This is a genomic window from Andreprevotia sp. IGB-42 (assembly GCF_009848685.1).
Taxonomy (GTDB): domain Bacteria; phylum Pseudomonadota; class Gammaproteobacteria; order Burkholderiales; family Chitinibacteraceae; genus Andreprevotia.
The window spans coordinates 283,110-305,291 of the sequence record NZ_WXTX01000003.1 but is presented as its reverse complement, the minus strand read 5'-3'; the positions used below and the strand labels follow the sequence as shown (position 1 = coordinate 305,291).

Sequence of the window (22,182 nt, the reverse complement as noted above, 5' to 3'; positions counted from 1 at the left end):
TGCCCAGGAATCACGTCGAGCCCTTATGTTCAAAAGTTCCACTGAAGCCGTTCCCGATCAGGTCAAGGATGTGCCCCGGCACGTTGCCGTCATCATGGATGGCAATGGTCGCTGGGCCAAGCAGCGCTTCATGCCGCGCATCTTTGGCCACAAGCGCGGCGTTGATGCGTTGCGAGAAACGATCAAGGCATGTGATGCACTGGGCGTGGAATTCCTGACCGTCTTCGCCTTCAGCAGTGAAAACTGGCGGCGCCCGCCGGATGAAGTGACCTTCCTGATGGGCTTGTTCATCAAGGTGCTGGGTTCGGAAATCGAGCGCATGCATGCCAACCAGATCCGCTTGCGCATTGTCGGCAATCGTTCGCGTTTCACGCCTGATTTGCTGGCGCTGATCGAAGCGGCTGAAGCCAGTACCGCCGGCAATACCGGGCTGACTCTGAGCGTAGCGGTGGACTACGGTGGCCGCTGGGATGTGATCCAGGCCACACAGGCCATGCTGGCCGATCATCCCGATCTTGCACAAAGCTTTGACGAAGCAGACCTCGCACCTTATCTGGCGATGAGTTACGCGCCTGAGCCGGATCTGTTCATCCGCACCGGTGGCGAACAGCGCATCAGCAACTTCCTGCTGTGGCAGCTTGCCTATACAGAGCTTTATTTCACTGATCTGCTCTGGCCTGATTTTGGCCGGCCCGCACTCGAGGCTGCCATAGACTGGTATGCGGGGCGTGAGCGCCGCTTTGGCCGGATCAGCGAACAAGTCAAACCGGCGTCCTGAACATGCTGAAAACCCGGGTTCTCACCGCGCTGTTCCTGATTCCGCTGATTCTGGCGGGATTGTTCTACTTTCCGCCCTATGCGTGGCTGGCGCTGGTGGCAGTCATTGTCGGGTTGGGGGCGTGGGAGTGGACACGGCTTGCCGGTCTTGGTGGCGTACTGCAAGTGGCCTACCCGCTGCTGAGCGCATCGGGCCTGGTATTGTTGGTATTGTTGGTGCCTTTGAGCATGGCGTACGGCTTGATGCTGGGTGCCTGCGTGTTCTGGCTGGTGATTGCGCCGCTATGGTTGCGCTATCGCTGGCCGCTTGCCAAAGCGGGCAAGCTCAATCTGCTGCTGGGCTGGGCGATCTTGCTGCCCGCCGGCGAGGCCATGGTGCTGCTGCGTAGCGGCGGGCAGGGCGGCTGGGTGCTGCTCAGTATCCTGGCCATTGCCTGGGTGGCCGATTCCTTTGCCTATTTCAGCGGCAAGGCCTTTGGCCGCCACAAGCTGGCGCCGGCGATCAGCCCCGGTAAAAGTTGGGAGGGCGCCATTGGCGGCGCAGTTGCCGTAGCCATCTATGTGGCGGTGTTGCCCAAAAGCCTGTATCCGCATGCGGCGGCGTTGCCGCTGTGGGCGTGGCTGCTGCTCGGAGTGTTGCTGACCGCGGCAAGCATCGTCGGCGACCTGCTCGAATCACTATTCAAGCGCCAGGCGGGCCTCAAGGATAGCAGCAAGCTGTTGCCGGGCCACGGTGGCGTACTGGATCGCATCGACAGCCTGTTGGCCATCCTGCCGATAGCAACCGCATTTTATTTTTTCCCCATCATTTTCCCGGCCCTGCTCTGACAGCCCGTCCGGCGAACGCGAGACCGGCCATGACTTCCCTGCATCACACCCTCACGATACTCGGCGCGACCGGCAGCATCGGCGTAAGCACGCTCGATGTCGTTGCCCGCTATCCGGAGCGCTTCAGCGTCTACGCGCTGACGGGGGCCAGCCAGATCGACAAGCTGTTCGAGCAATCTCTGCAGTTCAAGCCACGCTATGCGGTGGTGCTGGATGATCTGGCCGCTGAATCGCTGCGGGCACGCTTGCACGCTGCCGGTAGCCAGACCGAAGTGCGGTGTGGCGAGGCTGCACTGATTGAAGTATCCACGGCACCGGAAGTAACCGCCGTGATGGCCGCCATCGTCGGCGCTGCCGGCATGCCACCTACGCTGGCAGCTGCGCGGGCCGGCAAGCGCGTTCTGCTGGCCAACAAGGAAACACTGGTGCTGGCTGGCCAGTTGTTCATGGATGCGGTCAATGCCAGCGGTGCCGAGTTGCTGCCTATCGATAGCGAGCACAACGCCATTTTCCAGGTGCTGCCGCGCGCGCACCGTGAACATCCGTATGCGCAAACGTTGCAGGACGTCGGCGTGCGGCGCATTCTGCTTACCGCATCCGGTGGCCCGTTCCGCACCCGCCCCATTGAAACCTTCGATGCCATCACGCCGGCGGAGGCAGTCAAACATCCGAAATGGTCGATGGGCCGCAAGATTTCCGTCGATTCCGCCAGCCTGATGAACAAGGGGCTCGAGGTGATCGAGGCGCGCTGGTTGTTCAACGCGCGGCTTGATGAAATTTCCGTGGTGGTGCACCCGCAGAGCATCGTGCATTCCATGGTTGAATACACGGATGGCTCGGTGCTGGCGCAACTGGGTGAGCCGGATATGCGTACGCCGATCGCCTATGGCCTGGCCTATCCGGAGCGGGTGGATGCTGGCGTCAGGGCGCTTGACCTGTTTGCCGCAGGCCGGCTTGATTTCGAGGCGCCCGATTACGATCGTTTTCCCTGTTTGCGTCTCGCTTTTGATGCATTGCGCGCCGGTGGTGCTGCGCCAGCGGTACTCAATGCCGCCAACGAAATCGCGGTGGCGGCATTCCTGGACGGAAAACTGCCTTTCAACGGCATTCCGGTATTGATCGAAGCGGTATTGGCAGATTGCGTCACCGACTGTCGTGCCGAAACGCTGGCAGACCTGCTTGCTGCAGACACCTTGGCGCGCGAATGCGCCACACGCCGGCTGACGTAATCAGTTGCTGGAGACACCATGCATATCCTGATTACCATTGCTGCTTTCATCGTCACACTGGGCATCCTCGTTACCATCCACGAGTACGGCCACTACTGGGTGGCGCGGCGTTGCGGCATCAAGGTGCTGACGTTTTCGGTCGGCTTCGGCAAGCCGTTGCTCACCTGGCAGCGTGGCGATACGCAATGGCAGATCGCCATGATCCCGCTGGGTGGCTACGTCAAGATGCTGGATGAGCGGGAGGCGCCAGTCAGCGATGCCGAGCGCTCGGTGGCATTCAACAACCAGCACCCGCTGAAGAAAATGGGGGTGGTGGCTGCCGGGCCGCTGGCCAACCTGTTGCTGGCCATCGTGCTCACTGCCGGTGTCTATGCCTACGGCGTGCAGACCATCAAGCCGGTGCTCGGCCTCGTCAGCGCGGATTCGGTGGCGGCCAGGGCCGGCTTGCAGGCTGGCAACGAAGTGCTGACGGTGGATGGCGAACCCGTATCCAGCTGGGATGCGTTCTTCCTGGAGATGCTGGGTACCATCGGGCAGGATACGGCCATGCTCGAGGTTGCCAGTGGATCAGGCGCCCGCCGCGTGGTTACGCTGCCGCTCGATAGTCTCGGCAAATCCGCGTTCGGCCCCGGCATGCTCGGCCTGCTGGGCATGTCGCCATACCCGCTTACCCTCACCGTGGGCGATATCGCACCGGGCCAGCCGGCGGACCGGGCTGGCCTCAAGGTGGGCGATCGCCTGCTGGCGCTGGATGGCAAACCGCTGAGCGACTGGACGCAGATTCCACGCGCGCTGGCCGCTGGGCAGGGCAAAAAGGTGGACTTGCTGGTGGCGCGACAGTCGCAACAATTCACCTTGCACGTGCAGCCCACGCTCGTCACGCAGGGTGATGTACGGATCGGCAAGATCGGCGTCGGCCCGGCAGTGGATGAGGCACGCTGGCAGGCGCAACGCTTTACGGAGCAGTACGGTGCGGTGGATGCCATTGGCGTAGCGGTGCATAAACTCTGGGCGCAGACGCGGATTACCTTCCTTGCCTTCGGTCACATGTTTACTGGTCGGGCCCCGCTTGACCAGATCAGTGGCCCGCTGACAATCGCCAAGTTCGCCGGTGACAGTGCATCGCTGGGCCTGGTGGCATTCATCCAGTTTCTTTCGGTGATCAGCCTGAGCCTTGCCGTACTGAACCTGTTGCCCGTGCCGGTGCTGGATGGGGGGCATTTGATGTATCATACCGCCGAACTCCTGACAGGGCGGCCCGTGCCGGCCCGTATCGAGGAAATAGGTCAACGCGTTGGGCTTGCTTTGCTGCTGGGTCTGATGGCGCTGGCCTTGTTCAACGATTTCCATCGATTCTTACCCGGCTGATCGCGCTGCGGTCAGCCTCCGAACCGAGACAATGACACTCAAACCGCTTTCCTTGCTGCTTGCTGCAGCACTCGGCTCCGTCAGTCTGCATGCCTTTGCCGTTGATTCGTTCACGGTTCGGGATATCCGGGTTGAAGGTCTTCAGCGCACCGATGCCGGCGCGGTTTTCAACTATCTGCCCATCAAGGTTGGCGATTCGTTCGACGACAGCAAGGCCAGCGAGGCCATCAAGGCGCTGTTTGCCACCGGCTTCTTCAATGATGTCCGTGTCGAATCGGAAGGCGACGTACTGATCGTGACCGTGGAAGAGCGGCCGACGATTGCGCAGATCAACGTCTCCGGCTCCAAGCTGATGGAGAAAGACGAGATCAAGAAAGCGCTGAAGATGCAGAACTTCAGCGAAGGGCGCATTTTCGATCAGGCACAGCTGGATCAGGCGGTACAGGAACTCAAGCAACAGTATTACGCGCGTGGCCGTTACTCGGTCATCATCAAGCCCACGGTCACCAAGCTCGAACGCAACCGCGTCGGTGTCGAACTGGAAATTTCCGAAGGTGAAGTGGCGCGCATCCAGCAGATCAATATCGTCGGCAACAAGGTGTTCTCGGATAGCGATCTGATTGGTGAACTCAGCCTGACTACTGGCGGCTGGATGACGTGGTACACCCGCTCGGACCAGTATTCCAAGACCAAGTTTGCCGCTGACCTGGAAAAGCTGCGCTCGTATTATCTCGACCGCGGCTATCTGGAATTCAATATCGATTCCACCCAGGTTGCCGTATCGGAAAATCGTGAAGACATGTTCCTCACGATCAACGTGACCGAAGGGCCGCAATACAAGGTGGGCGAAGTCAAGGTTGTGGGCGATACCATTTTGCCGCACGACGAACTGGCCGCATTTGTCGAGATGGCACAGGGCGACATTTTCTCCCGTGAAAAACTCAACAAGTCCACCGCAGCGATTTCCGAGCGCCTTGCCCAGGAAGGCTATGCGTTTTCCAACGTGAACGCGGTGCCCGAGCTCGACAAGGACACCCAGGTTGCCAGTTTCACGTTCTATGTTGATCCGGGCCGCAAGATCTACGTGCGCCGCATCAATATTTCCGGCAACAACCGCACCCGTGATGAGGTCATCCGTCGTGAACTGCGTCAGGTTGAATCGGCCCAGTACGATGGCGCCAAGATCAAGCGCTCCAAACAGCGCCTGGATCAGCTCGATTTCTTCACCGAAGTCAGCATCGATACCCCCATCGTGCCGGAAGCGACCGATCAGGTAGATCTCAATGTCAATGTGGCGGAGAAGAAAACCGGTTCGTTCAATGTCGGTATCGGTTACGGCCAGACCGATGGCATCGTGTTCGTGATGTCGTTGTCGCAAAACAACTTCCTCGGTAGCGGCAAGCAATTCACTGCCGAGCTCAATACCAGCCAGGCCAGCAAGGCGTTGTCGTTCTCGCTGGTGAACCCTTACTTCACGCCGGACGGTATTTCGATGGGCTATAACGCCTATCTGCGTGACAGCGATGCGTCCGAACTGGATACCGGCGACTACTCGACCTCATCATGGGGCCTTGGCCTGCTGACCGGACTGCCGATCTCGGAAACGAACCGGATCAACTTTGGCGCCAACTACGAAAACATGACGATCAAGGCCAACAAGCAATCGCCATTGCGGGTGCTTGATTTCGTGAAGCAATACGGTGACAACGTACAGACCTATTCGCTGGGCAGTGCATTCGCGCGTGATTCCCGCAATAGCGCCACTTACCCCACCGATGGCATGTACAGCCATGCGGCGATTGAATTTGCGCTCCCCAATTCGACGGTCGATTTTTACAAGGTAACCGCACAGAACCAGCTGTTCTGGTCACCGATCAAGCCCTTCACGCTGATGTGGGACCTTGAGGGTGGCTATGGTGCTGGCTATGGGGATTCCAGCTTTCCGTTTTACAAGAATTTCTATGTCGGCGGTGTGAACAGCCTGCGTGGTTTCAAGTACGGCACGGTTGGCCCGAAAGATGAAAATGGCGATGGTTCCGGTGGCAGCAAATACCTGACCAGCAGCGTGGAGCTGTTCTTCCCCATGCCGGGCATGAAGGATGACAAATCCATCCGCCTGAGCATGTTCGTTGACAGCGGTGCCGCCTGGGCCGATGGCGATCCGGCCGATTTTGCCGATATGCGCTATTCAGCGGGTGCAGCATTTACCTGGACGTCCCCGGTCGGCCCGATCAAGCTCAGCTATGCCCGGCCGTTCAAGGAACAGACGGGCGACAAGATCGAGAAATTCCAGTTCCAGATGGGACGGGTATTCTGATCCGGTCTGATCGGAAGAGGGTGTGATGAAAAAAATTCTGCTTGTACTGTTGTTGAGCGCAGCGGCATCGCTGTCGTTTGCCGAAACCAGGATCGGGTTTGTCGATACCGAGCGCATCCTGCGTGAATCCACGCCGGCACAGAAGGCGGCGAAAAAGCTCGAGCGCGAATTCGATGTGCGGCGTGTCGAAGTGCAGAAGATGTCGCAGCAGGGCAAATCGCTGCAGCAGCAACTGGACCGGGGCGGGCTGGGCGAGGAAGACCGTAAATCCAAGGAACGCGAGCTGATCCGCCTGAACCAGGATTTCCAGCGCATGCAGCGCGAGCTGAACGAAGACCTGAACGCGCGGCGCAACGAAGAGTTGGCCGGATTGCGGGAACGTGTCGACAACGCGATCCAGCTGATCGCCACCAGCGAAAAATACGATCTGATTTTGCAGGAAGCGGCCTATCGCAATCCCAAGATCGACATTACCGACAAGGTGCTGAAACTCCTGTCGGACAAGCAATGACCACCTACCTGCTCTCGGCCCTGGCTGAGCGCTTGGGCGGGGAGCTGCGTGGCGCCGATGTGAGCATCAGTCACGTGGCCTCGCTGGAATCGGCGGGGCAGGGCGCGTTGGCCTTTCTGGGTAATCCACGATTCAAGGCGCAACTGGCCGCCAGCGCTGCCGAAGCGGTGGTGCTCAAGGCTGCGGATGCCGAAGCGCTTGCCCGCCCGCATGTGATTGCCAAAGATCCCCATCTGTTTTTTGCCCGTGCTGCGCGGTTGTTGCATCCCGGGCGTGCCGCGCAGCCGGGTATCGATGCTGCTGCCACGATCAGCCCGGCCGCCCATGTTGATGCCAGCGCCCAGATCGGCCCCGGTGTGGTGGTTGAGGCAGGCGCCAGCGTGGGGCGCAATGCCGTCTTGCTGGCCAATGTGTACGTTGGCCGCAATACGCAGATCGGCGACGATGCGCTGCTTTATCCGAATGTCTGCGTGATGGATGATTGCCTGATCGGCGCGCGGGTGATCCTGCATCCGGGCGCGGTGATCGGTGCAGATGGCTTCGGTAACGCTTGGGCAAGCGACCATTGGGAAAAAATTCCGCAACTCGGCAAGGTCATCATCGGGGATGATGTCGAGATCGGTTCCTGCACGACCATAGACCGCGGCGCGCTGGAAAATACCGTGATCGGGCGGGGCGCAAGGCTGGATAACCTGATCCAGGTGGCCCACAACGTCAGTGTCGGCGAACACACCGCCATGGCTGCTTGCGTGGGTATTGCCGGTTCGACCCGCATTGGTGCCCGTTGCCAGATCGGTGGCGCGGCCATGATCAGCGGACATCTGGAAATCTGCGATAGCGTGGTGGTGCTGGGTGGCACGCTGGTTGCGAAGACCATCCATCAGCCGGGCGTCTATTCCGGCTCGTATCCGATGCAGGAACATGGGGACTGGCTGAAAAATGCCGCCCAGTTACGCCACTTGAATGAACTGGTGCAACGGGTAAAACAACTCGAAAAACAAGTGGCGGCGCTGCAGGCACCGTCCGGAGAGGAAAAGCAATGAGCGAGCAAATGGACGTGATGGAGATCATGAAGTATCTCCCGCATCGTTACCCCTTCCTGCTGGTGGATCGCGTGCTGGCGCTGGTACCGGGCAAGACCATCACCGCGCTGAAAAATGTAACGATGAACGAACCGTTTTTCCAGGGGCATTTCCCCGGCTATCCCGTGATGCCAGGCGTACTGATCCTGGAGGCGCTGGCGCAGGCCGCCGGGGTGTTGTCGTTCAAGACGGTGACTGAAAAACCATCGGAAGATACCTTGTATTTCTTTGCCGGCATCGACAATGCGCGTTTCAAGCGCCAGGTCGTGCCGGGTGACCAGCTGACTTTGCAGGTTGAAATCGTCGCGCACAAACGCGGTATCTGGAAATACAAGGCGCAGGCCTTTGTTGGTGACGAACTGGCTGCCGAGGCAGACCTGATGTGCGCTCAACGCGAAGTGAAGCGCTGATCCACGTTTTTGCATGAATGATTCCGGGCCGCCATGACACTGATACACCCATCCGCCATCGTTGATTCCAGAGCCGAACTCGCGCCTGACGTGCAGGTCGGGCCGTTTTCGGTGATCGGCCCGGGTGTACGTATCGGTGCAGGCACTGTTGTCGGTCCACACGTGGTGATCGATGGTGAAACCACCATCGGCACCAACAACCGCTTCCACCCGTTTGCACATATCGGTTGCCAGCCGCAGGACAAGAAATATGCTGGCGAGCCTACCGGCCTCGTCATTGGCGATGGCAATACCTTCTTCCAGTCGGTGACGCTGTCGACCGGCACCGCACAGGACGAAGGCATCACCCGCGTCGGCAACGATAACTGGGTGATGGCCTATGTGCACATCGCGCATGATTGCCAGATCGGCAGCCATTGCATTTTTGCCAACAATGCCACGCTGGCCGGGCATGTGCACATCGGCGACTGGGTTTTTCTGGGCGGTTTCACCACCATCCACCAATTCTGCAAGGTGGGCTCGCATGCGATGAGTGCATTTACTGCCGCCATTTCGCAGGATGTGCCGCCGTATGTGACAGCGGCTGGCAATCGTGCGGTGCCGGCCGGTATCAATAGCGAAGGGCTGCGCCGTCGCGGCTTCAGTGGCGAGCAGATCACCGTGATCAAGCGTGCCTACAAGACGCTGTACCGGCAGAACCTGCCATTCGATGATGCACGTGCACAAATCGAAGCTGCAGCGCAGGATGCGCCGGAACTGCAGGCTTTCGTCGACTTCTTCGCCACCAGCACACGCGGGCTGATACGCTGATTGCAGCATACGCGCTGCCGGCACAGCAGCTTTTCAGCGCGCATCCGGCATACTCAAGTATCATTCAGCGCTGATGCGGCCTGCCGCGATGGCGCCGGGTAACCGGCGCTGGCAGCACACCGCAAGCAAGTTTCCCCAAAACCCTCTTCAAAAGAATGATCGAGCCGATGACGTATCGACTCTTCGAGCCCGGTGGCAGCGGCCCACGCATTGTGATCGTGGCCGGTGAATCCTCCGGTGACCTCCTTGGCGCGCAACTGATCGACGCGCTGAAGCTGCGCTATCCGAACGCCCGTTTTGCCGGCATTGCCGGCCCCAGGATGTTGTCCGCCGGTGCATCCACCGTGGTCGACATGGATACGCTGGCGGTGCGCGGCTACGCTGAAGTGATCCGCCACCTGCCGCGGCTGCTGAAGCTGCGCAGCAAGCTGAAAGCCGCCATCCTGGCCGAAAAACCGGACATGGTGATCGGCATCGATGCGCCCGATTTCAACCTCAATCTGGAAGCCGCTGCGAAAGCCGCGGGCATTCCCGCCGTCCATTACGTCGGCCCGTCGGTATGGGCGTGGCGGCCGGAGCGGCTGAAGAAAATCGGCCAGGCGGTTTCGCACGTGCTGTTGCTGTTCCCGTTCGAAGAGGCCATTTACCGCGAGGCCGGCATTCCCGCCACCTATGTAGGTCACCCGTTGGCCGACATGATGCCGCGGGTGCCCAACCAGGCCGAAGTGCGCGAGGTGCTGGGCGTACCCGATGGCAAGACGGTATTCGCCATGCTGCCGGGCAGCCGCCAGAGCGAGTTGGACATGCATGCCACGCTGTTCGTGCAGACCGCGCAGAAGTTGTACGCGCAGTATCCGAACGCGGTTTTCCTGGTGCCGCTGATCACGCGTGAAACGCGCCTGCAGTTCGAAACCGAAATGTGGAAGCAGGGCGCGCAGGAGCTGCCATTCCGGCTGCTGTTCGGCCATGCGCATGAGGCGATGCAGGCGGCGGATGCCATCCTGGTTGCATCAGGCACTGCGGCGCTAGAAGCGATGCTGGCCAAGCGTCCCACGGTGGTGACCTATCGCTTGTCGAATACCACCTACCGCATGGTGAAGAAGAAAATCCGCCTGCCGTATGTGAGCTTGCCCAATGTGCTGGATGGGCAATTCCTGGTGCCCGAATTGCTGCAGCATGATGCGACGGTGGATAACCTGGTGCAGGCATTGAGCAACTTCATCGGTGACAAGGGCTTTGTGGCTGAACTCGTCGCCCGCTTCAGCACGCACCACGATGCGTTGCGTTGTGGTGCAGCGGCACGTGCGGCAGAGGCTGTCGCCGGCATACTGGGGCAAAAATGGCGCTGATCTGCGGGGTGGACGAGGCCGGGCGTGGCCCGCTGGTGGGCTCGGTGTTTGCGGCTGCGGTCATCCTGCCGGATGGGCACGGCATCATCGGCCTGGCGGATTCGAAGAAACTCAGTGCACAGAAGCGCGAACTGCTGGCGGTGGAAATCCGCCAGCACGCTATCGCCTGGGCAGTGGCCAGCGCCAGTGCCAGCGAAATAGACAGCATCAATATCCTGCAGGCCACCATGCTGGCCATGCAACGCGCAGTGGCCGCGCTGGCCGTGCAGCCGGAGCTTGCGCAGGTGGACGGCAACCGGGCTCCCAGCTTGCCCATGGCGGTGGAAACCATCGTCAAGGGCGATGCCAAGGTGCAGGCAATCTCCGCCGCATCCATCCTGGCCAAGGTGGCGCGCGATGCCGAAGCGGGCGAACTGGATATCCGTTACCCCGGTTACGCGTTTGCCAAGCACAAGGGCTATGGTACTGCAGAGCACCTGGCGGCTTTGGCGAAGCTGGGGCCGTGTCCGCAGCACCGCATGAGTTTTGCGCCCGTGCGCGCAGCGCACGCACAGGCTACGCTTTGGTAATTGGTGGCGTGCTTGCAACCAAAGGCGCAATAAGGCGCCGCCGGGTTGTCGCTGTCATGACCAGCCACTAAGATACTAGGGCGTATTAGAACAATTCACGTGTGCGCAGCCCCGCGCGGGGTTCAGCCACCGGCCAACAGGAATTCCGGCGCATGTTCGTCATCATCGGTTATGTATTCATGTGTGCGTGCATCCTGGGCGCATACGCTTTCCACGGCGGCCACCTTGGCGTGCTGTGGCAGCCCTCGGAAGTGGTGATCATTTTTGGCGGCGCGCTGGGCGGCATGATTGCCGGCTACGGCGGCAAACCGCTGAAAGCGACATTGAAGGCCTTTCCCACCATCTTCAAGGGCTCGAAATACAGCAAGGCCTTTTACATGGACCTGTTTGCGCTGATGTTCGAGATGCTTTCCAAGGTGCGCAAGGAAGGTCTGATGTCCATCGAAGCCGACGTGGAAGACCCCCATTCCAGCGCTGTATTCTCCAAATACGAAAAGATTTCCCACGATCACCATGTGGTCGAGTTCATTTGCGATTACCTGCGCCTGATGGTGGGGGGCAATCTCAATGCATTCGAAATCGAAAACCTGATGGATGTCGAAATCGATACCCATCACCACGAATCCGAAGTGCCCGCCACGGTGATCGCCAAGCTGGCTGACGGCCTGCCGGCGTTCGGTATCGTGGCCGCGGTGATGGGCGTGGTGCACACCATGGGCTCGCTGCATCTGCCGCCAGCACAACTGGGCGAGCTGATCGGGGCGGCGCTGGTGGGTACCTTCATGGGTATCTGGCTGGCGTACGGTTTTGTCGGCCCGCTGGCCAGTTCGCTGGAAACCAAGGCGGCCGAAGGCACGCAAGTGTTCCAGACCATCAAGGTGACCTTGCTTGCCAGCCTGAATGGCTATGCGCCACAAGTAGCGGTCGAGTTCGGCCGCAAGGCGCTCAATTCCACCGAGCGCCCGTCGTTCAAGGAACTGGAAGAGCACGTCAAGAACGCCAAGGGCAAGTAAGCGTGCCGATGCATCGGCGGCACGTTAGAGCAACGCATAACCACCATCTGTATCCGGCAGGCCCCAGAACATGAGCGATGATTCGCAGCGCCCCATAGTCGTCAAGAAGATCAAGAAAGGTGGCCATGGCCACCACGGTGGCGCTTGGAAAATTGCCTATGCCGACTTCGTGACCGCGATGATGGCGTTCTTCCTGCTGATGTGGCTGCTGGGTTCTGTTTCCAAGGGTAACCTCAAGGGCATTTCGGATTACTTCTCGAACCCGCTCAAGGTGGCAGCCAGCGGTGGCGAAGGCGCCGGCGATGCCACTTCGCTAATCAAGGGTGGCGGCAACGACATCACCAAGCAGGCCGGCCAGGTGAACAAGGGCAGCCCGGCAGCGCAGGAAGCCGCGCGCGACAAACGCCGCCTGTCCGACCTGAAGAAGAAGTTCGAAGCGCTGATGGATGACAAGGCGCAGCAGAACAGCAAGCTCGCGCAATACAAGAGCCAGCTCAAGCTCGACATGGTGGCCGAAGGGCTGCGCATCCAGATCGTCGACGAGCAGAACCGCCCGATGTTCAAATCCGGCAGCAGCGAGCTGGAAGTGTACGCGCGTGACATCCTGGCCGAGATCGGCAAGCTGCTCAACGATGTACCCAACGATCTTTCCGTATCCGGCCATACCGATGCCGCGCCGTTTGCCGGCGGGCAGAACGGCTACAGCAACTGGGAGTTATCCAGCGACCGCGCCAATGCCGCGCGGCGCCAGATGATCGGTGGTGGCGGCATGGATGCGAAGAAGGTGCTGCGTGTGAACGGCTTCTCTGATGAGGTGCCGATCGACAAGGACAATATCTACAACCCGGTGAACCGCCGCATCAGCATCGTGGTGCTCAACAAGGAAGCCGAACAGGATATCCGTGATCAGGTAGGCGCGGCCGAGGCTGCTTCGGCAACCGCCGCCGCACACTGATGCTGCGTTTCCTGCTGATCCAAGTGCTGGCATTTGGCTTGGCTTGTGCACTGGCTTTCCTGCTGGGCTGGCCGGCGCTGGCCGGGGCGCTGCTGGCAGCGCCGATGGCGGTGGGGTTTGCGCACTGCCTGCGCCAGCGCGACTGGTGGCAACGGGTGTTGCATGCGCTGTTTCCGCTGGCGCTGCTGGCCGGCATGCAATTGCAGTTGCCCGGCTGGATCTGGCTGCTGGCATTCGTATCGTGCTGGCTGGTTTACGCGGGCGCCATCCGCAACCGGGTACCGCTCTACTTGAGTAATGCACATGCGCTGCGTTTGCTGTCCGCACAGATTCCCCCGCAGGCACGCTTTGTCGACCTGGGTGCCGGTACCGGTACCGTGCTGGCGTGGCTGGCGCGGTACCGGCCCGACGTGATCGCGCATGGCGTGGAGTTTGCGTGGTTGCCTTGCCTGATCGGACGGCTGCGCCTTTGGCGCACGGCAGCACATTTGCAGCGCGGCGACCTGTTCGCCGTTTCACTGGCCGACTACGATGTGGTGTATGCATACCTGTCGCCGGAACCCATGGCGCAGTTATGGGAAAAAGCGCGCGCGGAAATGAAACCGGGCGCAATCCTGATCAGCAACAGTTTTGGCATCCCCGGCCTGTCGCCCGACTGGATCGGGCCGGTGCAGGACTGGAAAGAAAGTGAGCTGTTGTTATGGCGACTGTGAGCGCCCCGTCCACTGCCGGCAATGCCTGGCTCGGTTACTGGAATGCCCGGCCCTGGCCCGTACTGCGGGAAACCCGCGAACGGCTGCTGCCGATGCTGCGCCGTGCCGAGCGTATCAAGGCCGACGAAGTGGCCGAGGTGGTGCTGGCAGACCCGTTGCTGTGCGCGCAGGTGCTCAAGCTCGTCAACCAGCGTGAAAAGAGCAGCCTTGCCGCTGATGTGGTGACGATGGAAAGCGCCATCATGCTGTATGGGCTGAGCGCATTCCTTGAGCGCTTCGGGCGCGGTGTAACGGTGGAAGATGTGCTGCAGTCGCACCCGGCTACGCTGGCTTTACTCCACGCGGAAATGACCCAGACCGTGGTGATGGCGCGGCTGGCGCGCGATTTTGCCAACCAGCGTATCGATTCCCGGCTGGAAGAAATCTATCTGGCTGCCTGCCTGGCGCGCGTGCCGCAGATACTGGCGCTGCTGGCCAGTGCAGACCCGGCCGCGCCGGCCGCGCAAGGCGGCAGCCTTGCGCTGATTGATGGCTGGAAGCTGCCGGATGCATTGCGCAAGCTGAACGATTTCAGTGGCGACATGCCGGCACGCGTGGCCATGCAGGCAGCGATCGTGCAAGGTTTGCCCGCATTTGCCGATGGCTGGTGGCAGCCACAACCGCAGCACGCCATTGCCAAGATCGCCGAAGTACTGAATGTGCCGGCGGAGGAAATTTGGGCGCCGGTGCGTGATCGCCTGCTCAATGCCGCGCGTTCCGCTACGGCAATACCGCCGTGGCCCGCTGCCCGCTGGCTGCCGATGCTGCCGGGGGATTGGCCGCCACCGCCGGTGGCGAAACCGGTCAGCGTACCGGCGCCCAAGACCGTCCCGCTTCCGGCACCGGCCGCGGTGTCCGCACCGCCAGTCACCCCGGCGCCTGCCCCCGTCGCTGCCAGACCAGCGGCCGCCCCGCTGCTTGCCAAGCCGGCTGATGCCTTCCAGCAAGCGATGCAGGCACTGCAGCTTGCCGGACAGCAGGGCGCGCAGACCAATCAGGTGATGCAACTGGCATTCAAGGCGCTGATCAATGGCCTGGGCATGCGCCGGGTGATGCTCAGCCTGCTCGACAGCGACAAGATCACGCTCAAGGCCCGCTTCACGCACAGCGCTGCCAGTGATGATCCGCTGCGGACATTCTCGCTGGCGCTCGATCCGCCGCACCTGATCACCAAGCTGATGAGCAAGCAGCAAAGCATCTGGCTGAATGCGCAAACCCGCGCCGAGCTGGCCGGGCGCTTGCCACCGCTGTTCCTGCGCCAGGCAGGGGATGGCGACTTCTGTGCGATGTCGCTGTTCGTTGGCCCGCGTGCGGTGGGGCTGATCTACGCGGACCGCAGTGCGGACCATCCGCTGGACGATCACGCCTACCAGCACTTCAAGCAGATTTGCGTGCTGGTGAGCAAGGCGCTGGCGGAACGCGCGCACTAAAGCACATGCGTGCCCGCCAGCACGCGCTGCGCGCATTGCAGCTTGTTGCCGGCTCATGCACCATGTCGCGCCCCGTCTTTGCTTCGGAACACCGGTCATGGATCAGATCCAGTCATTGCAGAACCCGTATTACAAGCTTGCGCACAAGCTGGCCAGCCAGCGGCGTGAACGCCTCAAGCAAGGGTTGATGCTGCTTGATGGTCCGCACCTGATTGCCGCCGCACTCGATGCCGGGCATGCATTGCAGCACATCCTGCTGACACCCGCGGCCATCAATGATGGCGAATGTGCGGCGCTGCTCGGGCGTACCGGGGCCAGCGTGCACGTGGTCGCCGACAACCTGTTTGCAGAGTTGAGCGAGCTGCCCAGCCCGACCGGCATCCTGGCCATTGCGCCCTTCCCGGAAGGGGCTATACCGTTGCGCAATGGCGCGGTATTGGCGCTTGATGGCGTGCAGGACCCGGGCAACGTGGGGTCAATCTTGCGCACGGCGCTGGCAGCGGGCATTGATCAGGTGTGGTTGTCTGCCGGCTGTGCAGATGTGTGGTCTCCCAAGGTGTTGCGTGCAGGCATGGGTGCGCATTTTGCGCTGAGCGTGATTGAACGTGCCGACCTGCCCGAGCTGCTGGCGCCATTTGCCGGGACGGTGGCGGCAACGTTGCTGGATGGCGCCGTCGATCTGTATGCGGCAGATTTGCGCGGTGACCTGGCGCTGGTGCTGGGGGCCGAGGGACAGGGCGTCAGCGTCGAGGTCGCCGGGCTGGCTACGCTGAGATTGAAAATCCCCATGGCACCGGCTATCGAATCGCTCAATGTCGGTGCTGCAGCAGCCATCTGCCTTTACGAGCGAGTGCGGCAGCTCAGATAGCACCGTCAGTCAGCGTTGCAGTTACCAGCTACCTTGCGCATCCAGAATGGCACGCTGGTGCAGTGGCTGTATCGGCCGTGCATTCATCGGGTAGATTTTCCTGAACTGCGCCAGTTGCCGTGCGGACAGCGTGATCGGGGTCTTCAGGATCAGCCAGCGCACGCCTTCGCTGCAGGGCGGCGTGGTCAGCGAGCCCATCAACGTCCAGTACGCCAGGTTGCCTGGCATCAGTGCTTGCGGATTGAGCATCAGGTGTTCGTCCCGCGTGGTTTCGTTGGCGGCCGGCAGCTTTTTCCACAATGAGCGGATCAGCCGCTGGTCTTCCTTGCCTTCCTTCAGGAAGACCGCGATCACCGCCAACTGGCCGGCATCGTTCTTGTGCACGAAGTGCGCCACCATCGGGTAGCGCCGCCCGGCGACGGCTTCCTCGCTGGGCGAGTGGAAATGGAATTGCAGCAATTGGTAGCGATCGCCGCCGATTTCCAGGAAGCTGCCCGGCTCGATATTGTGCTGGATGGTATGCCCGTTGTTCACCGTGCTGATCAGCCCCGGCAGATAGCGCAGGCTCAGCGGCTCCAGTTTTTGCCCATAGGTCACGCTGATATCGATGGGGGATTGCTGCTGGCCGCTGCGGCAGAGCGCATTGGCCGGATCCATATCGGCCCAGTAGCCCGGCCCGGTGCCACCCTCGTAGGTCCAGTGCTTGGGATCGGCCGATGCATGCGCTTCTTTTGCCGCATGCGGTGTTGCTGCGCTGCCGGAAGCAGCCAGGATGGAAAGGACCAGGCAGGCAAGAAGGCGCATGGAATGTGTATCAAAAAGAGGCAGACCTTCCGAGCTTAGCCGTACGGCGCGAAAACACCAATCCGACACGGTATAATCCGGGTTTTCCCTCAGCGCGTGTGCCGTATGGCCGAGTTTCTCGACGGTGTCCATTTTTCTGCCAGCCTGCCACTGTGCTGGCAGGATGCCCCGTTGCAGTCTGCATTCGAGGCCAGCCGTTACTTCGAGGTGCTGAACGCGTTCGAGCAAACCGAAGAGCGCAGCGTGGACGATGCCAAGCTCGACCTGCAGCTGCTGTGGCTGGCGCGGGTGCTGACACCGGCGCTGCCGGCACCCTGCACGCTTACCGTGGGCCTGGAGCACGTGGAATGGCTGGCGACAACGCAGCCAGCCATGCAGGCGGGCTGGCTGGCGCTGTGCTTCAGCAGCACCTTTCCCTACCTCGTCAGCCTGCAGGCGCAAATCGAATCGACGCTGGCCGTGGCTGATGGCTGGCGGTGTACCGCCAGGTGGCGCATCGAGGACGATGCGCTGCGCACCGCCTTCGAGCGCACGGTTTTCCGCCGCCATCGTGAACAGATACGCCGCCAGCACACCCAGGAACATTGATGCCTGTTTTTGAAGAAATCCCGCCAGCTTGGCGCGCGCTGCTGGCTGAAGAGACAGCCAGCCCGCGTTTTGCCGGCCTCCAGCAATTCATCGCGGCCGAAACCGCTGCCGGCAAGGTGATCTACCCGCCGCGAGAACAGCGCTTTGCCGCGCTGGCTGCGGTTGCACCGCAGGACGTCAAGGTGGTGATCCTCGGGCAGGATCCGTATCACGGGGCCGGCGAAGCACACGGTCTGGCTTTTTCAGTACCGCTTGGCGTGAAAACGCCGCCCTCGCTACGCAACATCTGGCAGGAAATCGCCCGTGACCTGGGCATCACGCCGCCGCAGCACGGCAACCTGGCAGGTTGGGTCCGGCAGGGTGTGTTGTTGCTCAACACCTCGCTGACGGTCGAGGCCGACTGCGCCGGCAGTCATGCCAAGCGTGGCTGGGAACAATTTACCGATGCGGTGATCCATGCGTTGTCATCCCGTTACGCGGGCATCGTCTTCCTGCTGTGGGGTGCGCATGCACAAAAGAAAACAGCACTGATCGATACTGCAAGGCATTGCGTGCTGGCTTCACCGCACCCGTCGCCGCTGTCCGCGCACCGTGGCTTCATCGGCAACGGGCACTTTTCTGCTGCCAATGCCTATCTGCAATCCGAACATAAAGCGCCCATCAACTGGGCGGATGCCTGATCCATGAACCTGCTCGCATTCGATATTGGCGGTACCCACATCAAGTACGGCCTGGTGGCCGATACCGGCGCAGTGCTCGATACCACGCTGTGCGATACCGAAGGCGCGCTGGGCGGCAAGTCGCTGCTGGAGAAACTGGTGGCGCTGGCGCGCCCGCTGGTGGCCGCCCACCAGCCGGCCGGCATTGCCGTCAGCTCGCTGGGTTTGATCGAGCCGCATACCGGTAGCGTGCTGGGCGCTGCGGAGGCTGTGCCCGGCTACACGGGCCTGTCGGTACAGGCGGCGTTCGAGGCGGCGTTCGGTGTGCCCGTCACCGTGGAGAACGACGTCAATTGCGTGGCACTGGCGGAAGGCTGGGTGGGCGCTGCGCAAGGCGTGGCACACTATCTGGCGGTCGCTGTCGGCACGGGCATCGGTGGCGGTATCGTTACCGATGGCCGCTTGTACCGCGGCCACAAGTCTGCGGCAGGCGAATGGGGCTATATGCGCATCGCCGGCAAGGTGTGGGAAGACCATGCATCGATGCGCGGGCTGGTACACAGTGTCGCCGCCGCCACGGCCACGAGCGGCTGGGATGGCCGCAAGATTTTTGCCGCGTACGATCAGGGCGATGCGCAGATCCGCGCACTGGTGGATGAGTGGATGGCACTGCTGGCCACCGGCATCGCCAACCTCATCTACGCATTCAACCCGGAGCGCGTGGTGATCGGCGGCGGCATTGCCGGGCGCGGCGAAGCGTTCCGCAGTGCGCTGGACGCCGCAGTACGCAACGAGCTGCAAGCCGATTTCCGCGATATGAGCCAGATTGTGCTCGCCAGTGCCGGCAACCATGCCGGTATGATCGGCGCTGCGCGCAACTGGTTTTTGACCAAACGTTTCTTCTGATATATCCGGCCAGGAGCCCCGAATTGAAAATATTGCTGAATCACGTCGGCTTTGAACCCGGTACCCGCAAACAGGCCATCGTCGAAGCGCCGGCCGGTTTTACCGCCGCAGGCTTCACCGTGTACAACGCCGCCACGCGTGAAACGGTTTACAAGGGCGAACTGGGCGATGCAAAAACAGTCGCCAACTGGGGCGTGGCCGACGGGGCACGCAAGCACTACCGCAGCGCGGATTTTTCCCGGCTCGATAGCGAGGGTGACTATTTCATCGCCATCGACGGCGTCAGCCCGCCGCTGGTTTCGCATACCTTCGGCATCCGCCCGCGCATCCTGGGTGAATTGCTGATTTCGGATATCGTGCATTACATCAAGGGCCAGCGTTGCACCGGCATTTTCGACATTGCCGATCGCTCGCGCCCGCTGTGGGGCAGCAAGGAAGCCGGCCAGGAAATCCGCCGCGATGTACGCGGTGGCTGGTACGACGCCTCCGGCGATGTTTCCAAATACCTGTCACACCTGTCGTATTCGCAGTTCATGAACCCGCAGCAAACGCCCATGGTGGTGTGGAATCTGCTGGAAAGCCTGCAGCAACTGCCATCGCGCCCGAGCTGGGTGACGGAAGTGATGGCCGAAACCGAAGGCGAAGAGGCCGAGAAACACATCGCCTTCTTCTGCAAATGGTTCAACGAGCGCTTTACCGACGAAGCCCTGCATGGCGCGGATTTCCTCATGCGCCTGCAAGACCCGGCCGGCTTCTTCTACATGACCGTGTTCGATAAATGGAGCAAGGACGAAAACGCCCGCGACATCTGCGAATACAAGCAGGGCGGCGAAAAATTCGCCAGCTACCAGGCTGCGTACCGGCAGGGCGGCGGCATCACCATCGCCGCGCTGGCGCGTGCATCGCAACTGGGCCGTGATGGTGAAACCTTCACCCGCGCCGAATACCTTGCTGCAGCCACGAAAGGCTTCGCGCACCTCGAAGCGCACAACGTCGAATACCTGGAAAACGGCGTCGAGAACATCATCGATGACTATTGCGCGTTGCTGGCCGCAACCGAGCTGCTGGCCATTAGCGGCGATGGCGATCATGCCGATGCCGCCACGCGCCGCGTGCTGAACCTGCTGGAGCGCCAGACCGAACAAGGCTGGTTCAATGCGGATTCCAGTGGCGAGCGCAGCTATTTCCACGCTGCCGAGGCCGGCCTTGTCTACCTTGCGCTGCTGCGCTACCTGGAAGTGGTGCCAGCATCGCCGCTGGCTGGGCGTATCCGCGATGCATTGCGCCGTGGTTATGCATTCGAGCTGGCTGCGACCAACGAAGTCAGCAACCCGTTCGGCTACCCGCGCCAGTACGTGAAGCATGCCGGCAAGCCGGGCAAGACGCAGTTCTTCATCCCGCATGACAACGAAACCCGGTACTGGTGGCAGGGCGAAAATGCCCGCCTGGGCTCGATTGCTGCCGCAGCTACACGCGCTGCCGCATTCTTTGCCGACGAAGAGGCAACGTTTGCAGCGGCCATCGCACAATACGGCGACAACGCATTGCACTGGATACTGGGTGCCAATCCGTTCGATGCCTGCATGCTGCAAGGCTGGGGCCGCAACAACCCGCGTTACGAAGCCGGTTTCTTCAACGCGCCGGGTGGCGTATGCAATGGCATTACCGGTGGCTTCGACGATGATGAAGACATCGCCTTCCCGCTCACAAAGGTGGCCACCATGGCCAACAGCTGGCGCTTTACCGAACAATGGATGCCGCACGGCGCCTGGCTACTGCTGGCGCTGTGCACCCGCTTGAACCAACAGGAGCTTGCAGCATGACGATCGTGGTTACCGGCGCTGCCGGCTTTATCGGTTCCAACCTCGTCAAGGCGCTGAACGAGCGCGGCGAAACCGACATCATCGCGGTGGACAACCTCTCCAAGGGCGACAAGTTCCATAACCTGGTCGATCTGGCGATCACGCATTACATCGACAAGCAGGATTTCATCGAGGAGCTGGCGGCCGGCACCTACGACGGCCAGATCACCGCCATCCTGCATCAGGGCGCATGTTCGGACACCATGGAGCATGATGGCCGCTACATGATGGACAACAACTACCAGTACACGCTGGCGCTGTTCGAATGGGCACAGGAACAGCAGGTGCAGTTCATCTATGCATCGTCCGCCGCCACTTACGGCAACGGCAGCAACGGTTTTGTCGAAACGCCCGATTGCGAAAAACCGCTGAACGTTTACGGCTATTCCAAGCTGCTGTTCGACCAGATCCTGCGTCGCCGCATGGAAGATGAGCGCATCACCGCGCAGGTGGCCGGTTTCCGTTACTTCAACGTGTATGGCCCGCGTGAGCAGCACAAGGGCCGCATGGCTTCGGTGGCATTCCACAACTTCAACCAGTACCGCGAAACCGGCAAGGTGAAGCTGTTCGGTGAATACGGTGGCTACGAAGCCGGTGGTCATACCCGTGATTTTGTCTCGGTCGAGGACATCGTCAAGGTCAACCTGTGGTTCCTGGATAATCCGGAAGTGTGCGGCATCTACAACGTGGGCACCGGCCGCGCGCAGCCATTCAACGACATTGCCGTCACCGTGGTGAACACCTGCCGCGCAGCAGAAGGCAAACCGGCGCTCAGCCGCGAAGAACTGCTGGCGCAAGGCCTGCTGGAGTACACCGACTTCCCCGATGCGCTCAAGGGCAAGTACCAGTGCTTTACCGAGGCCGACCTGACCTTGCTGCGCGAGGCCGGCTACGAAGACGCATTCCTCACCGTGGAGCAGGGCGTGCAGCGCTACGTGCAGGCGCTGTTGCGAAAGTAAGCGCCGCACCATCGCGGTCAGTGTCAGGCTGAACGCGATCCATGAAAAAGCCGGCTTGTGCCGGCTTTTTCATGCTGCTGGCGCAGCTGCCATGCGCTTGCACCATTTTGTGCTTACTTATTGCTTGCCATCTGGT

The 22,182-nt window shown here is 61.1% G+C and carries 22 protein-coding genes; 21 read left to right on the top strand and 1 reads right to left on the bottom strand.

The annotated features are described in order from the left end of the window. Positions 1 to 25 precede the first annotated feature (25 nt). The 16 genes from uppS to IGB42_RS06330 all read left to right on the top strand — a co-directional run bounded on the left by uppS (position 26) and on the right by IGB42_RS06330 (position 16,268). Positions 26 to 778: a polyprenyl diphosphate synthase gene (gene uppS / locus IGB42_RS06405; RefSeq protein ID WP_159668658.1), complete on the top strand. Its 753-nt coding sequence runs from the start codon at positions 26 to 28 to the stop codon at positions 776 to 778. Between the two features lie 2 nt (positions 779 to 780). Then, complete coding sequence (locus tag IGB42_RS06400; RefSeq protein ID WP_159668655.1) at positions 781 to 1,605, top strand: phosphatidate cytidylyltransferase; 825 nt, start codon at positions 781 to 783, stop codon at positions 1,603 to 1,605. A 29-nt stretch (positions 1,606 to 1,634) separates the two neighbouring features. After that, positions 1,635 to 2,834, top strand: coding sequence for a 1-deoxy-D-xylulose-5-phosphate reductoisomerase (ispC, locus tag IGB42_RS06395; RefSeq protein ID WP_159668652.1), 1,200 nt, complete (start codon positions 1,635 to 1,637; stop codon positions 2,832 to 2,834). Between the two features lie 18 nt (positions 2,835 to 2,852). After that, complete coding sequence (rseP, locus tag IGB42_RS06390; RefSeq protein ID WP_159668649.1) at positions 2,853 to 4,202, top strand: RIP metalloprotease RseP; 1,350 nt, start codon at positions 2,853 to 2,855, stop codon at positions 4,200 to 4,202. Positions 4,203 to 4,233: 31 nt separating this feature from the next. Further along, positions 4,234 to 6,519, top strand: coding sequence for an outer membrane protein assembly factor BamA (bamA, locus tag IGB42_RS06385; protein ID WP_159668646.1), 2,286 nt, complete (start codon positions 4,234 to 4,236; stop codon positions 6,517 to 6,519). 25 nt (positions 6,520 to 6,544) lie between these two features. Continuing rightward, a complete protein-coding gene (locus IGB42_RS06380; RefSeq protein ID WP_159668643.1) occupies positions 6,545 to 7,030 on the top strand; it encodes an OmpH family outer membrane protein in 486 nt (161 codons plus the stop codon). Then, positions 7,027 to 8,073: a UDP-3-O-(3-hydroxymyristoyl)glucosamine N-acyltransferase gene (gene lpxD, locus IGB42_RS06375; RefSeq protein ID WP_159668640.1), complete on the top strand. Its 1,047-nt coding sequence runs from the start codon at positions 7,027 to 7,029 to the stop codon at positions 8,071 to 8,073. The genes IGB42_RS06380 and lpxD overlap by 4 nt, the downstream gene beginning before the upstream one ends. After that, a complete protein-coding gene (gene fabZ / locus IGB42_RS06370) occupies positions 8,070 to 8,522 on the top strand; it encodes a 3-hydroxyacyl-ACP dehydratase FabZ (RefSeq protein WP_201799843.1) in 453 nt (150 codons plus the stop codon). Before lpxD ends, fabZ begins: the two co-directional genes overlap by 4 nt. 33 nt (positions 8,523 to 8,555) lie before the next feature. Further along, entirely contained in the window at positions 8,556 to 9,332 is a 777-nt protein-coding gene (gene lpxA, locus IGB42_RS06365) for an acyl-ACP--UDP-N-acetylglucosamine O-acyltransferase (RefSeq protein ID WP_159668637.1), read from the top strand. Positions 9,333 to 9,499: 167 nt separating this feature from the next. Further along, a complete protein-coding gene (gene lpxB / locus IGB42_RS06360) occupies positions 9,500 to 10,681 on the top strand; it encodes a lipid-A-disaccharide synthase (RefSeq protein WP_159668634.1) in 1,182 nt (393 codons plus the stop codon). Beyond that, a complete protein-coding gene (rnhB, locus tag IGB42_RS06355; protein WP_159668631.1) occupies positions 10,672 to 11,250 on the top strand; it encodes a ribonuclease HII in 579 nt (192 codons plus the stop codon). Before lpxB ends, rnhB begins: the two co-directional genes overlap by 10 nt. A gap of 152 nt (positions 11,251 to 11,402) precedes the next feature. Continuing rightward, positions 11,403 to 12,263, top strand: coding sequence for a flagellar motor stator protein MotA (gene motA, locus IGB42_RS06350; RefSeq protein WP_159668628.1), 861 nt, complete (start codon positions 11,403 to 11,405; stop codon positions 12,261 to 12,263). 70 nt (positions 12,264 to 12,333) lie between these two features. Further along, positions 12,334 to 13,218 carry a flagellar motor protein MotB gene (gene motB / locus IGB42_RS06345; protein WP_159668625.1) on the top strand — a complete coding sequence of 295 codons (885 nt, stop codon included), beginning with the start codon at positions 12,334 to 12,336 and terminating at the stop codon, positions 13,216 to 13,218. After that, positions 13,218 to 13,931 (top strand): bifunctional 2-polyprenyl-6-hydroxyphenol methylase/3-demethylubiquinol 3-O-methyltransferase UbiG, encoded by a 714-nt coding sequence (locus IGB42_RS06340; RefSeq protein ID WP_159668622.1) that lies wholly within the window; start codon positions 13,218 to 13,220, stop codon positions 13,929 to 13,931. The genes motB and IGB42_RS06340 overlap by 1 nt, the downstream gene beginning before the upstream one ends. Further along, the gene (locus IGB42_RS06335; protein ID WP_159668619.1) at positions 13,919 to 15,400 is read left to right on the top strand and encodes an HDOD domain-containing protein; all 1,482 of its coding nucleotides are present in this window, start codon (positions 13,919 to 13,921) and stop codon (positions 15,398 to 15,400) included. The genes IGB42_RS06340 and IGB42_RS06335 overlap by 13 nt, the downstream gene beginning before the upstream one ends. 97 nt (positions 15,401 to 15,497) lie before the next feature. Then, a complete protein-coding gene (locus IGB42_RS06330; protein ID WP_159668616.1) occupies positions 15,498 to 16,268 on the top strand; it encodes an RNA methyltransferase in 771 nt (256 codons plus the stop codon). A gap of 21 nt (positions 16,269 to 16,289) precedes the next feature. Here IGB42_RS06330 and IGB42_RS06325 read toward each other — a convergent pair whose 3' ends face one another. Further along, positions 16,290 to 17,072, bottom strand: coding sequence for a carbonic anhydrase (locus tag IGB42_RS06325; RefSeq protein WP_159668613.1), 783 nt, complete (start codon positions 17,070 to 17,072; stop codon positions 16,290 to 16,292). A 105-nt stretch (positions 17,073 to 17,177) separates the two neighbouring features. Between IGB42_RS06325 and IGB42_RS06320 the strand changes: the two genes are divergently transcribed. From IGB42_RS06320 to rfaD, 5 genes are read left to right on the top strand one after another with little or no spacing between them, the layout of a single operon-like run. Continuing rightward, on the top strand, positions 17,178 to 17,660 hold the full coding sequence (locus IGB42_RS06320; protein ID WP_159668610.1) for a PilZ domain-containing protein: 483 nt from the start codon (positions 17,178 to 17,180) through the stop codon (positions 17,658 to 17,660). Continuing rightward, positions 17,660 to 18,340 (top strand): uracil-DNA glycosylase, encoded by a 681-nt coding sequence (ung, locus tag IGB42_RS06315; RefSeq protein ID WP_159668608.1) that lies wholly within the window; start codon positions 17,660 to 17,662, stop codon positions 18,338 to 18,340. Before IGB42_RS06320 ends, ung begins: the two co-directional genes overlap by 1 nt. A 3-nt stretch (positions 18,341 to 18,343) precedes the next feature. Further along, positions 18,344 to 19,225 carry an ROK family protein gene (locus IGB42_RS06310; protein WP_159668605.1) on the top strand — a complete coding sequence of 294 codons (882 nt, stop codon included), beginning with the start codon at positions 18,344 to 18,346 and terminating at the stop codon, positions 19,223 to 19,225. A 23-nt stretch (positions 19,226 to 19,248) separates the two neighbouring features. Then, the gene (locus IGB42_RS06305) at positions 19,249 to 21,048 is read left to right on the top strand and encodes a glycoside hydrolase family 9 protein (protein ID WP_159668602.1); all 1,800 of its coding nucleotides are present in this window, start codon (positions 19,249 to 19,251) and stop codon (positions 21,046 to 21,048) included. Then, positions 21,045 to 22,046, top strand: a complete 1,002-nt coding sequence (gene rfaD, locus IGB42_RS06300) for an ADP-glyceromanno-heptose 6-epimerase (RefSeq protein ID WP_159668599.1) — start codon at positions 21,045 to 21,047, stop codon at positions 22,044 to 22,046. Before IGB42_RS06305 ends, rfaD begins: the two co-directional genes overlap by 4 nt. The last annotated feature ends 136 nt before the right edge of the window (positions 22,047 to 22,182 follow it).